The sequence below is a fragment of the Thermosynechococcus sp. Uc genome (assembly GCF_029335995.1).
In the GTDB taxonomy this organism is placed as follows: Bacteria; Cyanobacteriota; Cyanobacteriia; order Thermosynechococcales; family Thermosynechococcaceae; genus Thermosynechococcus.
Map to the genome: position 1 here is coordinate 1 of NZ_JARJMS020000006.1, position 13,495 is coordinate 13,495.

Annotated in this window: 13 protein-coding genes and 1 tRNA gene; 5 read left to right on the forward strand and 9 right to left on the reverse strand. The window is 50.7% G+C overall.

The genetic code is table 11. The features are described 5' to 3' along the window. The first annotated feature begins 69 nt into the window (after window positions 1–69). Window positions 70–708 carry a histidine phosphatase family protein gene (locus P3X23_RS00525; RefSeq protein ID WP_300872055.1) on the forward strand — a complete coding sequence of 213 codons (639 nt, stop codon included), beginning with the start codon at window positions 70–72 and terminating at the stop codon, window positions 706–708. Between the two features lies 1 nt (window position 709). Here the strand turns inward: P3X23_RS00525 and frr are convergent, their stop codons facing one another. From frr to P3X23_RS00540, 3 genes are all read right to left on the reverse strand, one after another. After that, the gene (gene frr / locus P3X23_RS00530; protein WP_300872057.1) at window positions 710–1,258 is read right to left on the reverse strand and encodes a ribosome recycling factor; all 549 of its coding nucleotides are present in this window, start codon (window positions 1,256–1,258) and stop codon (window positions 710–712) included. Then, window positions 1,245–1,973 carry a UMP kinase gene (gene pyrH, locus P3X23_RS00535; RefSeq protein WP_300872059.1) on the reverse strand — a complete coding sequence of 243 codons (729 nt, stop codon included), beginning with the start codon at window positions 1,971–1,973 and terminating at the stop codon, window positions 1,245–1,247. Before pyrH ends, frr begins: the two co-directional genes overlap by 14 nt. A gap of 52 nt (window positions 1,974–2,025) precedes the next feature. Further along, window positions 2,026–2,099: transfer RNA gene (locus tag P3X23_RS00540), tRNA-Arg, on the reverse strand. A 65-nt stretch (window positions 2,100–2,164) separates the two neighbouring features. Here P3X23_RS00540 and nblR point away from each other — a divergent pair. Together nblR and P3X23_RS00550 are read left to right on the forward strand one after the other, a co-directional pair. Then, the gene (nblR, locus tag P3X23_RS00545; protein ID WP_300872061.1) at window positions 2,165–2,854 is read left to right on the forward strand and encodes a response regulator transcription factor NblR; all 690 of its coding nucleotides are present in this window, start codon (window positions 2,165–2,167) and stop codon (window positions 2,852–2,854) included. Continuing rightward, window positions 2,835–3,341: a DUF192 domain-containing protein gene (locus P3X23_RS00550; protein ID WP_300872063.1), complete on the forward strand. Its 507-nt coding sequence runs from the start codon at window positions 2,835–2,837 to the stop codon at window positions 3,339–3,341. Before nblR ends, P3X23_RS00550 begins: the two co-directional genes overlap by 20 nt. A 181-nt stretch (window positions 3,342–3,522) precedes the next feature. Here P3X23_RS00550 and clpB read toward each other — a convergent pair whose 3' ends face one another. The 6 genes from clpB to menB all read right to left on the reverse strand — a co-directional run bounded on the left by clpB (window position 3,523) and on the right by menB (window position 10,216). Beyond that, on the reverse strand, window positions 3,523–6,189 hold the full coding sequence (gene clpB / locus P3X23_RS00555) for an ATP-dependent chaperone ClpB (protein ID WP_300872065.1): 2,667 nt from the start codon (window positions 6,187–6,189) through the stop codon (window positions 3,523–3,525). Between the two features lie 91 nt (window positions 6,190–6,280). Continuing rightward, window positions 6,281–7,039 carry a hypothetical protein gene (locus P3X23_RS00560; protein WP_300872068.1) on the reverse strand — a complete coding sequence of 253 codons (759 nt, stop codon included), beginning with the start codon at window positions 7,037–7,039 and terminating at the stop codon, window positions 6,281–6,283. Next, window positions 7,036–7,572, reverse strand: coding sequence for an SRPBCC family protein (locus tag P3X23_RS00565; RefSeq protein WP_300872070.1), 537 nt, complete (start codon window positions 7,570–7,572; stop codon window positions 7,036–7,038). Before P3X23_RS00565 ends, P3X23_RS00560 begins: the two co-directional genes overlap by 4 nt. A gap of 4 nt (window positions 7,573–7,576) precedes the next feature. Continuing rightward, window positions 7,577–8,995 carry an ion transporter gene (locus P3X23_RS00570; protein ID WP_300872071.1) on the reverse strand — a complete coding sequence of 473 codons (1,419 nt, stop codon included), beginning with the start codon at window positions 8,993–8,995 and terminating at the stop codon, window positions 7,577–7,579. A 91-nt stretch (window positions 8,996–9,086) separates the two neighbouring features. Next, window positions 9,087–9,335, reverse strand: coding sequence for a Ycf34 family protein (locus P3X23_RS00575; RefSeq protein WP_300872072.1), 249 nt, complete (start codon window positions 9,333–9,335; stop codon window positions 9,087–9,089). 44 nt (window positions 9,336–9,379) lie between these two features. Next, entirely contained in the window at window positions 9,380–10,216 is an 837-nt protein-coding gene (gene menB / locus P3X23_RS00580) for a 1,4-dihydroxy-2-naphthoyl-CoA synthase (protein ID WP_300872074.1), read from the reverse strand. A 157-nt stretch (window positions 10,217–10,373) separates the two neighbouring features. Here menB and P3X23_RS00585 point away from each other — a divergent pair, with 157 nt between their 5' ends. Both P3X23_RS00585 and P3X23_RS00590 read left to right on the forward strand, forming a co-directional pair. Continuing rightward, window positions 10,374–12,749 (forward strand): dynamin-like GTPase family protein, encoded by a 2,376-nt coding sequence (locus P3X23_RS00585; protein ID WP_300872076.1) that lies wholly within the window; start codon window positions 10,374–10,376, stop codon window positions 12,747–12,749. A 250-nt stretch (window positions 12,750–12,999) separates the two neighbouring features. Beyond that, window positions 13,000–13,359 carry a hypothetical protein gene (locus tag P3X23_RS00590; RefSeq protein WP_300872078.1) on the forward strand — a complete coding sequence of 120 codons (360 nt, stop codon included), beginning with the start codon at window positions 13,000–13,002 and terminating at the stop codon, window positions 13,357–13,359. Window positions 13,360–13,495 lie beyond the last annotated feature (136 nt).

A 13,495-nucleotide genomic window follows, 5' to 3' on the forward strand; every position in this document is an offset into this window, starting at 1 on the left:
TGTACTTACTGTTGACGAGCCTTGCTGTCCTCGATTATGCTGCCCCTAGCATAATGGGTAAAAGTTGTTGTGGTTTTAACACTTTATTTCTTGCGCCACGGGCAAACTAGCTTTAGTCGCGCCAATGCCTACTGTGGAGAACTGGATCCACCCTTGACAGATGCCGGTCTAGCGATGGCTGAGGCCTTTGCTGATCACTATGCCCAGTTACCGTGGCAAGCAGTCTTTGTCAGTCCAATGTTGCGAACTCGAACCACGGCACAACCTCTTTGCGATCGCGTGGGCCTGCAGATGCAGATCCGCGACGGTCTGCGGGAAATTTACTATGGACAGTGGGAAGGTCTTTCGCCTGAAGAGGTGAATGCCAAGTTCCATGATGACTATGTGCGCTGGCTTGCTGATCCGGGCTGGAATGCCCCCACAGGAGGTGAACGGGGGATTGATATTTACCGTCGCAGTAATGCCGTGCTCTTGGAAATTGAACAGGAGTACCCCGACGGCAATATCTTGATCGTCTCCCACAAGGCCACAATTCGGATGATGCTCTGTGGTCTTCTCGGCATTGATGTGGGACGATTTCGGGATCGCATTGCTGCCCCAGTGGCCAGTGTCAGTATTGTCGAATATACTTCCCGTGGGCCATTGCTCCTTGCCCTTGCGGAGCGATCGCACCTGAGTTTAGAGTTGCGACAGTTACCGGGGACTTAGCCTATACCGTCATAATGTCTTTTTCTTTTTCGGCAAAGAGGGCATCAATTTTGGCGATGTACTTGTCGGTGAGTTTTTGCACCTTCTCCTGTAAGTCTTTGACTTCGTCTTCAGTGAGTTCTCCTGCTTTCCCCTCCTTTTTGATGTGATCAATGGCATCGCGGCGGATGTTGCGAATGGCAACTTTGCCCCCTTCGGCAATTTTGGCGGCGGTTTTCACCAGTTCTTTACGTCGCTCTGTAGTCAAGGGTGGGATATTGAGGCGGACGCAAGAACCGTCATTATTGGGCGTTAGCCCTAAGTCAGAGAGTTGAATTGCTTTTTCAATGTTTGCCAACGTCGAGCGATCGTAGGGCTGAATTAAGATGGTCGTTGCATCGGGCGTAGAGATATTGGCCAAGGAGCGCAGCGGCGTTTCTGTGCCGTAGTAGTCCACCATCACCCGATCTAGCAAAGCCGCGTTGGCGCGACCCGTACGAATACTGTTAAAGTCATGCTGGGTTGCTTCAACTGACTTTTGCATCCGCTCTTCGACATCAGCTAATTTCACAGGAGCCTCCAACCATCGTACCAATGGGTTCCCCAGTTAAGGCGCGGTAGATATTACCAGCCGTTTCTAAACTAAATACAATGATGGGGATATCATTATCTTTACACAGGGCGATCGCGGTACTGTCCATTACGGCCAAGTTGTGGGTGAGGGCATGGGTGTAAGTGAGACTGCGGTAGCGGCGCGCATTAGGATGTTTCTGGGGATCAGCGTCATAGACCCCATCTACTTTAGTAGCTTTGAAGATCACTTCGGCATCAATTTCAGCAGCGCGTAATGCAGCCGTGGTATCGGTGGTGAAAAAGGGGTTCCCAGACCCGCCGCCAAAGATTACAACGCGACCTTTTTCTAGATGACGAATAGCACGGCGACGAATATAGGGTTCGGCCACCTCCTGCATGGCGATCGCTGTCTGTACTCGTGTGGGAACATTTATTTGTTCAAGGGCATCCTGCAGAGTCATCGCATTCATAACGGTGGCAATCATACCAATGTAGTCGGCGGTCGCCCGATCCATACCGGCAGCTGCCCCTTTCATTCCCCGAAAGATATTGCCACCTCCAACAACAATAGCGGTTTGAACTCCCGCTTCCACCACTTGAGCAATTTCACTGGCAAACGATTGCACCACTTTCGGATCAATACCATAGTTCAGGTTGCCCATGAGAGCTTCACCGCTCAATTTGAGCAACACGCGGCGATATTTAGGACTCATTGCGAGGATTATTGCACTCCAATACGCTCCCCATCAACGATAGCAGGTTAAACGCGCCCGGTTGGACTCGAACCAACGACCAATCGCTTAGAAGGCGAGTGCTCTATTCCGCTGAGCTACGGGCGCATTTTTGAACATTTTCCCACAAGGCATAAGCTGAAAGTAAGATCTCTAGAGTAAGGATGATTGACATGGAACTAACTTCTCTCCCTTCACGTTTACTCTTAGTCTGTGCTGACAACCACTTGTCGCAACGGATGGGGCAAGACCTTCAGGCAGCGGGTTATGATCCGGTCATTGCGACAACAGATAAGGAATGTCGTTTGGCTTGTACAGAATGGCAGCCTGCCCTAATCATCATAGATCGCTCCTTAGGACGTCTCAACAGTACGGAGTTGTGCCAACAGTTGCGCCAACAGGGGATCAATTTGCCGATTCTACTGATGCTTGAGAGCGATCGCCTAGAGGATCGGGTCGCGGTGTTGGAGTCGGGTGCGGATGACTACCTACTGCTGCCCTATAATCCCAAGTCCTTTTTGCAAATGATTCAGCTGTATTTGAAGCCGCCAGTCACCCAAAACGAGGTGTTACAATTTGATAATTTGACCCTCGATCTGTTGACGCGGCGAGCGGAGCGCAACGGACGCACAATTGACCTGACGATGAAGGAATATGAACTACTGAAATTTCTCATGGAACATCCCCGCGAAGTCCTCACCCGTGAGCAAATTTTGGAAAATGTCTGGGGCTATGACTTTTTGGGAGAATCTAACGTCATTGAAGTCTATATTCGCTACCTGCGGTTAAAGATTGAACCGGATGGTGAAAAACGGTTGATCCACACAGTGCGAGGAGTAGGGTATGTTCTCCGTGAAGCCTAAGTTACGCTGGCTAGTTCTGGGATTGGTCACCTTAGGGGTACTGCTGGGCTATCAAAGTCTTAGCCAAGGGGATGTAGCAGCACCCACTCAAATGGTTCGCGGTATTCCGCAATATCTACCCATTACGGCCAAGGCGCGCATTCACAACATATGGATTCAGTTGGAAGTGGCGCACACACCGGCACAGCAACAGTTGGGCTTGATGTTTCGCTCCCATTTGCCAAAGAATCGAGGCATGCTCTTCCCACTGTCTCCGCCACAGGTGGCCAGCTTCTGGATGAAGAACTGCCTCATTCCCCTTGACTTGATTTTTCTGAGGGACGGTAAAGTGGTGGCGATCGCCCCTGCAGCCCCACCCTGCCAAACACTCCCTTGCCCTACCTATGAGTCCGGTGTTGCAGTGGATGCCGTTTTAGAATTAGTGGGTGGCCGTGCTGCCGAACTGGGACTAAAGGTGGGAGATACAGTAAAGATTGTCAAGCTCTAATCAAAGTATTTGGGTACCTCCACGAGGGCTTCCAACCCTTTTGGACGTTGCAAATCAATTCTGTCAATCTCCCTTGATAAGTCGCGAACTTCAATCTAAATCAACTATGAAAGATATGGACAGCGCAGTGTATCCTCTTCTTCAAGCGCACTTTTTGCCTGTCGAGGGTGTTACTGAGGGTTTAGAAAGCGGTGACGGTATTGCGGTCATCGCTAGCACCCGCCAAGTTTGCAGCGCCAAAGGTCAACTCACCATTAACTAAATCTACCAAAACTGTATCTCCGGGCGCAAAGACTTCTTCAAGAATTTTCACGGCAAGCGGATTCTCCAATTCCCGTTGAATGGCGCGCTTTAGAGGACGGGCACCATAGACCGGATCAAAGCCCACTGCCACCAAATGATCTAGGGCTGCCGGGGTGAGGTGCAGGCGAATTTTTTGATCCGCAAGAAGTTTCTCCACTCGTCGCAGTTGAATTTGGGCAATCTGTGCCAATTCCGCCCGCCCTAGCCCATGGAACAGAATCAGGTCATCAATGCGGTTGAGGAACTCCGGGCGAAAATACTTTTGGGCACTTTGGAGCACCCGTTGGCGCATTTCTTCGTAGCGGCTGTCATCGCCGGCCAAATCTAAAATATACTCGCTGCCCAGGTTGCTGGTCATGATGATCACGGTATTGCGAAAATCCACTGTCCGCCCTTGGGAATCGGTTACCCGACCATCATCTAGCACCTGCAAGAGCACATTAAAGACTTCGGGGTGGGCTTTTTCCACCTCGTCAAACAGAACCACCGCATAGGGACGACGACGAATCGCCTCCGTCAGTTGACCGCCACTGTCAAAGCCGACATAGCCTGGTGGTGCCCCAATCATGCGGGAGATAGCGTGCTTTTCCATGTACTCTGACATGTCAATGCGCACAAGGGCATTTTCATCGTCAAAGAGAGCTTCAGCAAGGGCACGGGCCAGTTCGGTTTTGCCGACCCCCGTCGGTCCCATAAAAAGAAAGGAGCCAATGGGACGGGCAGGATCTTTCATGCCAGCTCGCGCTCGGCGGATGGCTGCGGCCACGGCTGCGACGGCATCGGTTTGACCAATCACCCGTTGATGCAGGACTTGCTCTAGTTGCAAAAGTTTTTGTCGTTCTGAGGCCATTAGTTTTTGCAGGGGAATCCCTGTCCACTTGGCAACAATTTCAGCAATGTCGGCTTCGGTAACTTGATCTCGCAAAAAAGTGCCGCCTTCCGCCTGAAGTTCCAAAAGTTGTGCTTCCGTGCTCTCCAACTCCCGTTGCAGGGTTTCAAGGCGACCATATTTGAGCTGAGCGGCTTTGTTGAGATTGTAGTCGCGCTCTGCTTGCTCAATTTGCAGCTTCACTTGGTCTTCCTCTTCCTTGAGGCTGTTGATACGCTCCAAGAGGGCTTTCTCTGCTTGCCAGCGGGCTTGCATGGCCTGTTGGCGTGGTTGTAGTTGAGCAATCTCCGCTTCGATGCGCTGCAGGCGATCGCGGGTGGCTTGCAACGGAGCTTGACTTAGGGGCAGGCTTTCCTCCTGTTGGAGGGAGAGTTTTTCCATTTCTAGTTGCCGCAGTCGTCGCTCGAGAGCCTCCAATTCTGCTGGCTTGGTGGTGATTTCCATTTTGAGCTTGGCAGCTGCTTCATCCACAAGGTCAATAGCCTTGTCGGGCAAAAAGCGATCGCTAATGTAGCGATCAGAGAGCACTGCCGCCGCCACAAGGGCTGAATCAGTAATTTTTACGTTGTGGTGAATCTCATAGCGATCCTTCAGGCCACGCAAAATGGAGATGGTGTCTTCAACGCTGGGCTGGCCAATGTACACCTGCTGAAAGCGACGCTCAAGAGCCGCATCCTTCTCTATGTATTTGCGGTACTCGTCTAGGGTAGTGGCACCAATACAGCGCAGTTCTCCGCGCGCCAGCATGGGTTTGAGTAAATTGCTGGCATCCATGGCAGAGTTTTGATTGGCGCCGGCGCCAACTACCGTATGCAGTTCATCAATAAAAAGGACAATTTGGCCGTCGGAGTGAGTGACTTCGTGAAGAACTGCTTTGAGGCGATCCTCGAAGTCACCGCGGAATTTCGCGCCAGCAACAAGACTGCCAAGATCTAAGGAAATGAGCCGCCGATTTTTCAGCGATTCCGGCACATCCCCATTGATAATCCGTTGCGCCAGCCCTTCAGCAATGGCGGTTTTACCCACACCGGGTTCACCAATGAGCACGGGGTTATTTTTGGTACGGCGCGAAAGGACTTGAATGACACGGCGAATCTCTTCATCGCGGCCAATAACGGGATCGAGTTTGCCTTGGCGAGCTGCTTCCGTGAGATCGCGGCCATACTTTTCTAGGGCGGCATACTTGTTTTCCGGGTTTTGATCCACCACCCGTTGGCTACCGCGAATAGCCTTGACAGCAGCAGCTAACTGGGCGCGATCGCAATTCAGGGCGCGGAAAAGACGTTGACCAATGCGGCGATCGCCCACGAAAGCTAACAAAAGATGCTCCACGGAAATAAACTGATCCTGTTGCTCTTGACGAAGACGATTGGCCTCATCGAGAAGAACATCCAAACTCCGCCCACAGTAAAGCTCGCTGCCTACAGCAACACGGGGCTGCTGCTTGGCAAAGTCCATCAGCCGCTTTAGAACCCACTCAGTGTCAATTTCTGCGCGTTCAAGGATGAGTTGCCCCAGTCCTTCTTCCTGCAGTAGGGCAATCATAACGTGCTCTGTTTCCAGATATTGGCTGCGATATTCCCGTGCCACATCTTGGGACTTAACAATGGCTTCCCATGCCTTGTCAGTAAACTTTGCCGGATCTGTTGGTTGCATAACGAGAATTGAGGGCAAACTCCCACATCAGTAAACGCATAGTGTTATTTTCAGTTTAATAGAGAGCCAGCTTTCACACCCACAGGAGAATTCACAGGGGTGGTAGATTCAGGAATTGACGCAAAAGATTAGCCAATTTTTTCTTGTTGTTATAGCCGCTGCTATAGTAGTTCCGCAGGGGAACTTTCTCGCCAGAGGTTAGGTGAACTACAACGCGATAGGCATCGGAATCCTCATCACTTTCAATAGCAATGTCGCCAATCTCGCGCAAGAGCAATTCCTTCTGAGTTCGGCGGAAAAAATTTGCATGCTGAATCGTAAAGGTGCCTCTCCGTTGATCCAAATCCAACGTTAAGACCGACGTAAGAGAAATGAGAGCCATTCCTACCAAAAAGAATACTCCTGCAAATATCTCAATCAGCCGGCGATCGTCCAAGCGGGCAGAGAGTTGCGTTTGGTTGGGATTAGCGCGGAACTGGTTAATTTGCTCCACGATTGCCGCGCGATTGCCTACAACTGAGGAAGCATAGCCCAACGGAATTGACTGACCTGCCACTTCAAGAACGACCCGATACATGGGACCGCTCTCACCCTCACTGTCAATGTAGTCCTCCAACTTCGCCTGATAGAGCGAAGTGAGGGGAATTTTTACCCGCTCTTGACTCACAAGGGACGTGCGGGTAATGATGCACTCATAGGGGACAGTTTGGCGTTGGCAGTGAATCTCCTCAACCTGAAAGAAGCTGAGCATCAATATAGGCATAAAAATGAAAAATCCGCCTACAAACCACATCAACCAAGGGTAATCCCGCACGCGCAAGCGATACGACGTTTGCTCCAGCACTTTCATTCCTGTTGCCCTCCTTCAGTACGCAAAAACGCTGCCACCGTTGCTGCCAATTGTTGAAAATTAGGTTCAATGCGTTGGCCGAGATACTCCTCCACAGCGCGGGCAATCAAACCAGCCAGAAATAAAGGTACCCCTGGAATCCGTTTTGGATCAATGCGCAGATGGCCTCGGCTAGTAATAATCGTTGAATCGCCCGCAGCAATAAATTGGTTTTCCCCTTGACAGTCAATGGCCTCGGTAAAGGCATGGGGGGCAATGCGCCAGTGGGTGAGATAGTCGCGATCATCCCAATGGGTATAGTCGGTCCACGAGAGCATCGCCTCACTCAGGAGTGCCCGTGCCGCTGCGGGAATTTCACCTCCCCCATGCCAGACCAAAACCATCTCTAGAGCTTGGGGCAATTCCTTGCGCTCTTGCACTTCAATTTCGCGCACATTGGGCATCCAGTTCACCAGTTCTGGCAGGCGATCGCGATAGGTGCGATAGACGTGCTCGCGGGGAAAAGGCAACTGTACTTGTGAGAAAATTTCCATTATCTTATTCCCACTGTGGACACTGCCGCGCAATTACCACTACGTAATCCCCCACTTGCAACTCGTAGTCCATTGGTGGATTAATATACGTCTGGCGACGCCCCTCAATGCGACGTTCCACAGCGACTAGAAGGGCATCATACTGTTCCTTGAACTGTTGTTGCGCATACCAAAAGGTTTTACCGGCCAGCGTTGAGGACAAAGGAAGCCGATAAAACTGGTTGCCCACCTGTACCGTCAGGAGTTCGGCAAAGACATCCATTGCCCCTTGATTGCGTACTGCATTGCCAATAAGGTGACCTGCCATTTCATCGGCAACCACTACATCCTCCACTCCCGCCGCCTGAAGTTGGACATTATTATTGCGATCCAACAACTGAGCACAGGTGTAAATCGTCGGATTGAGTTTTTCTATGGTCAATGCAGCGAGAACGGTTCGGGCATCGCGGTCTTGGTCACTGCGGGGCTGGCTGGTATCCGCCAAGAGAATGGCGCGGGAAGCATGGTAAATTTGCACCTTCTCCAAAACATCAATGCGGGTGTAGTCCCCAGAATAAAAGTAAAGGCGGTTTTGATCCACCGCCCGTAACTCATTTATAGGTAACTGTTCGAGTTCGGCAACAATGACAATTGGTGCATAGCGGGTTTGGGGATCCGTTTGTAACTCCTGTAGTACAAGAGGAGCACTGCGGTTCCAACCGCAGAGAATAATGTGGTTGCGCAACTCATCCAAGTCAAAGTTCTTAATACTCATGGCCGACTGCAATCGCTGCACCATGAAGGCAGACACCACCCCTGTAAAGACCGCAAACAAGGTCAAACCTGCCAAAACCACCACAAGAGTAATGATCCGCCCGCCATGGGTTTGGGGATAAGCCCCAATGGGTTCCGCAGACACTAAGGAAAAGAAGCTGTACCACAGGGCATCCCCAAGGGTCTTGATGTCTGGGTTGGAGGTTCCTTCGATAATATAGAAAGCCAGCCCCCCAAAGAGCATGATTAATACAATGATTAACAGTGCTGAAATTTGGGCACCATAAAGAACAGCAATGCGGGGGGAAACATAATGCAGGGTGCGGTTAATCAGAACGGAGGCACGGGGCAGACGCAGCAAGGGCAGTAAACGAAACAAAGGCCACTGGGGCGGCATCGGTAAAATTGCAACTAGATCAAGCCAGTAGTGGCGGAAAAATCGTTGCTTTTTGCGGGCGATCGCAAAGCGTAACAGCAGCTCAACCGTAAAGCACAACCGCAGGGGGATTTCCGCCAGCACTATTAGGAGGTTGGGGTAAGGGGGTTGCCCTGTCAAAAAATCAACCACCACCAGTGTTGTCCAAGTCAAAATTAGGACAATTAAGCCTATCTCCACAGATGGTGAGTGGAGAAAAAGATCAAGTTGCTGTTGCAGTCGGCGACGCCCCATGACCCTTTTTGGCGGAGAACAGAAAAAATATTACACAAAACCTAGGGAGTGTAGGGGCGATCGCCAGTTACTGAGAAGCGAGATACAAAACCTAGGTGGGAATTAGTTGTCCTGGGCGCAGTTTTGCCCACCGCCCCTGCTCTTCTACAAAACTTTGACAACCAACCACATCCCACTCCAATAGGATTTCTTCCCCTTGAGTACGGATGTTGATGTTGATTGTAGGCTCAATCGGATCAAAGTCTGGCGTGAGGGTCAGGTGGGGCTGTTGATGCTGTTCTTCAACAGCATAGTATGTGGTACAGCGATCCACAAGGGCGCAGTTTACACAAATACACATGGCGGATTCTCCCAATGCCACATGCTCCTACTCTAGCGCATCGCCTAGGGGCGCCAAGGGAACTGCTGAAAGTTGGGAGGACGCTTTTCCAAAAAGGCAGTTTTGCCCTCAGTGCTCTCTTGGGTCAGGTAGTACAGCAGCGTAGCATTCCCCGCTAATTCCTGTAGGCCCGCTTGACCATCACAATCGGCATTAAAGGCCGCCTTCAAGCAGCGAATGGCCAAGGGACTGTGGTTGAGGATTTCCCGCGCCCAGCGGATGCCCTCTGTTTCCAAGGCTTCTACGGGAACCACTGCATTCACCAAGCCCATTGCCAAGGCTTCTTGGGCGCTATATTGCCGACAAAGAAACCAAATTTCACGGGCTTTTTTTTGCCCCACGACGCGGGCCAAGTAGCTGGCGCCAAAGCCGGCATCAAAACTGCCCACTCGTGGTCCTGTCTGCCCAAAAATGGCATTTTCAGCTGCAATTGTGAGATCGCACACCAAGTGCAGCACATGGCCACCGCCAATGGCATAGCCGGCCACAAGGGCAATGACCACCTTTGGCAGGGAGCGAATTTGCCGTTGCAGATCCAGCACATTCAGCCGTGCTACCCCCTGATCGTCCAGATAGCCTGCCTCACCGCGAATACTTTGGTCACCACCCGCACAAAAGGCATACTTGCCATCGCTGTGGGGGCCTGCACCGGTCAACAAAACCACGCCAATTGTGGGATCGTTGCGGGCATCTTCAAAGGCCTGACTCATTTCCACAATGGTTTGCGGGCGAAAAGCATTGCGCTTGTGGGGACGGTTAATCGTAATTTTGGCAATGCCCGTCGTTTTGTGGTACAGGATGTCAGTGTAGTCGTGAACCTGCTGCCAGTGGACGCTGTCCATAAGAGTGCGATTAGTTAGGATAAATTCTCATTCTACCTTGAGGGGTTCTCGGGTTTAGACGGGGGCAAAATCGCAAAAAAAATTAACATCCACCACCTAGGGGAGGCTAGAAAAGCTATGTTAGGCTGTTGCTGACAATAGTTTGTGCTTCTTTGCTATGAGCGACCTCCTCAATACCTGCCCCAATTTGCAAGCGGACTGCGATCGCCTCCTTGAGCTGTTGAATGCGGAACCCAAGCTGCGCTCCTTTGATATTACGCCGGTTCAAACTTCCCTGCGCAAGGCGGTTTCGCCGACATTTGAAATTGTTTTTGCGGGGCCTTTTAGTGCTGGGAAATCAATGCTGATCAATGCGCTGTTGGAGCGCGAACTGCTCTACAGTGCCCAAGGTCACGCAACGGGGACGATTTGCCGTGTCGCCTATGCTGAACCCGATCGCGAGCGAGCCGTTTTGACGTTTTACACCGAAGGGGAAATTCAAAAACAGGTCACCGATATTAGCGATCGCCTGCGGTTGGGACGCAACGTTGATATTAATAATCCCAGTTCGATTCAAGAAGCGATTCAATTTGCCAACCAAATTATTGAACAGGAGGGGGGCGAGGGGCGCTCCCAACGGGCACGGGAAGCCAATGGTCTAAAACTGCTGCTCCAAGGCCGCCAACAAAATGCTGCCCACATTCATCCCACGGTCAACAATTCCTTCTCGATGGATGGCTTGGGCTTTGGCACGATCGCGGAAGCATCGGAATATGCCCGTCAAGGCCCCAATAGTGCCGTTCTCAAAAAAATTGAGTACTACTGCCACCATCCCCTGCTTGCGGGGGGCAATGTTCTGATTGATACCCCCGGCATTGATGCGCCCATCAAGGAGCACGCTGAACTAGCCTATCGCTGTATTAATGATCCAGAAACCTCAGCCGTGATTGTCGTCTATCAAATTGCTGCCTCTGGGGAAATTATTCAGGAGGAAATTGATCTACTGGAAAATATCAAGAACAATCCGGGGCTGCGCGATCGCGTGTTTCATGTGATTAACCGCATTGATCAAACGTGGTTTGATGCCGATTTGCGCGAGAAGGTCAACAATACAATTGCCAAGTCCTTTTACTCGCCCCCGGATCGCGTTTATCGCACCAGTGGTCTTTTGGGTTTTTATGGTAGTCAGTTGCTCAAATGTAGCGATCGCGATCGCTATGGGCTAGACTCTATCTTTGCCAATGAAATCAGCAAGCTCAAACAACGTACCGATGCGCCGAAATTTATCTCCGAGTTTCTGCGCTACTGTATTTTCTCCTACAAATTGCCCAGCAAGTTTCGCATTCAACTGGACACGGACAAAACGCCCCTTGAAAGCTATGAACTGATTTTGCAACGCTATGGCCACGAACTGATCCAACACATGATTAAAGATAGCGAGGTGGAAATTTTCCGCAGTGACATCAGCCGCTATCTGCGGGAGGAAAAGTATCCCCAACTGTTGGAGCAATTGGTCAGCGATCTGCAAAATGTCTGCATTAACCTCAGCAATTTGTACCAGCCAGAACTCCATGAGCTAAGACAGCAACCCAATGACATTGAAGCCCTCAAGCAGACGAAGCTTTTGGATCTCAGTCAAGAACTGAAAACCGCCGGAGATGAGTTTTATCGGCATATTGATCAATTTCTCAATCGTATCAAGGGTGGCCAGTCTCCAGAGGCAGAGCAGAACTATAAACGGCTGAAAAATAACCTTGTCACTTCCCTCGAGCAACTCCTACGCCAGTTCTCCGTGGCCACGATTTATCAACAGGCCCTTGATAGTCATCCCACCAACTCCGTTGTTCCCGTCATGGGGATTTTGGCGGAGGCCTTCTATTACTTGGCCAATGGCCTCAAGAAAACCCTCGTCGAGTCTTCCCAAGAGGTGATCAAAAATCTCTTTAAGCAGTTGAGTCGGGAGATTTACCAGCAGCCCTACTATCGCAAACTCTTTCACCTGCTGGGGAATGACAGCGGCATTGATCAAATGTTGGCCAAGCTAGAGGAGGAGGTACTGATTAGTATTACGACGGTGGCACGCATTGAGTGCGATCGCTATGTGCGGGAGCGCGAGGATTTCTACCACGATACCCAAGGGGTGATGAAACTGCGGGAGGTACTGCGCAAAGCCTGCAATACCTTTGATGCTTCAAGTATGTTTGAGGCGGAAACCGAACTGCGGGAACTCCTGAAAATGGACTTTGTCCACAAGATCAAGAAAACGATTGAAGTGACCTATCGAGCGGCGATCGCCACCGCAATTACAGAGCCTCTCCTCACTGCGGCTAAACAACATAGCCAAAAAATTCTCCAACAACAGCAACAGGCCCGGGAGCACCTTGGCAAAACCCTAGAAAAAGAAGCGGCTGAAAGTATTGAGCGCAATGCCGCTAAACTGAAGGAACTAGAGGCCAAGATTGCCATGTATAACGAAGCGGTAACAGGCATTAACCACTGCCTCGAACAGCAAGGGCGCGATCGCCAGAAACTCCCCCTGATTTCTCTCAGCTAGAAACAAGACTCAGGCAATGAGCCATCCCCCCTTTTTGCCCTAAGAGACAGTGTGCCGCCTCTTCCCACCCCATAAACCTTGGGGGCATTAATTTGGCTCTGTGGCTAATGACGATCCAGTGGATGCCAAGTGGATGCAAATAGATGTAGGGGTTATCTCAACCTATGTTGCCTATTTCCCCAGAATTGTGTAATCTTGACCCATCAAGAAGAGCTTTACTGACTTGAAATTGAATTGCGAGGAGGAGTCTATGTCAAGCCATCCCGTTTACCGTTTATTAGCCCCTGATGAAGTGATTCGCTTTAGGACGGAGGGTGTGGATATTGAAGATCCAAATTCCTATAAATCCTATGAAAATTCCTCTACTCTTGTGCGCCGGTGCCGCAATGGTTACGATATTACCTACGTTGAGCAACTAATGCGGGAAATTACAAATTCATCTGATAGAGCTAAATACCTTGCCGATGGCTGTGCGGCAGAGGTTATGTTGTTAGACCAAACCGGCTGGCACCGCGGCAAAGTCAAACTGGAGTTAATCTTTTATCCAGAGGCGCCACAGACGCAACCAGCAGACACCCACAACGAAACGCTAGATTTGCTTTCTTCGTAAGTTTTGATAGCGAGGTAGTGAGGAGCGCAGTGCTGGCGGCTGGGTGTGCCAAGCTGTTGGCCAGTAATAGCAGGTATGATGAAACTTTAGGCATATGGGCATAGCAGCAAATGAGTAGTGATTTTCTCGCAGGACT

Excerpts from the sequence above, each read along its gene's own strand:
- pyrH (WP_300872059.1), bottom strand. The coding sequence starts at position 1,973 with ATGAGTCCTAAATATCGCCGCGTGTTGCTCAAATTGAGCGGTGAAGCT.
- nblR (WP_300872061.1), top strand. The coding sequence starts at position 2,165 with ATGGAACTAACTTCTCTCCCTTCACGTTTACTCTTAGTCTGTGCTGAC.
- P3X23_RS00550 (WP_300872063.1), top strand. The coding sequence starts at position 2,835 with ATGTTCTCCGTGAAGCCTAAGTTACGCTGGCTAGTTCTGGGATTGGTC.
- clpB (WP_300872065.1), bottom strand. The coding sequence starts at position 6,189 with ATGCAACCAACAGATCCGGCAAAGTTTACTGACAAGGCATGGGAAGCC.
- P3X23_RS00560 (WP_300872068.1), bottom strand. The coding sequence starts at position 7,039 with ATGAAAGTGCTGGAGCAAACGTCGTATCGCTTGCGCGTGCGGGATTAC.
- P3X23_RS00565 (WP_300872070.1), bottom strand. The coding sequence starts at position 7,572 with ATGGAAATTTTCTCACAAGTACAGTTGCCTTTTCCCCGCGAGCACGTC.
- P3X23_RS00570 (WP_300872071.1), bottom strand. The coding sequence starts at position 8,995 with ATGGGGCGTCGCCGACTGCAACAGCAACTTGATCTTTTTCTCCACTCA.
- P3X23_RS00575 (WP_300872072.1), bottom strand. The coding sequence starts at position 9,335 with ATGTGTATTTGTGTAAACTGCGCCCTTGTGGATCGCTGTACCACATAC.
- menB (WP_300872074.1), bottom strand. The coding sequence starts at position 10,216 with ATGGACAGCGTCCACTGGCAGCAGGTTCACGACTACACTGACATCCTG.
- P3X23_RS00585 (WP_300872076.1), top strand. The coding sequence starts at position 10,374 with ATGAGCGACCTCCTCAATACCTGCCCCAATTTGCAAGCGGACTGCGAT.
- P3X23_RS00590 (WP_300872078.1), top strand. The coding sequence starts at position 13,000 with ATGTCAAGCCATCCCGTTTACCGTTTATTAGCCCCTGATGAAGTGATT.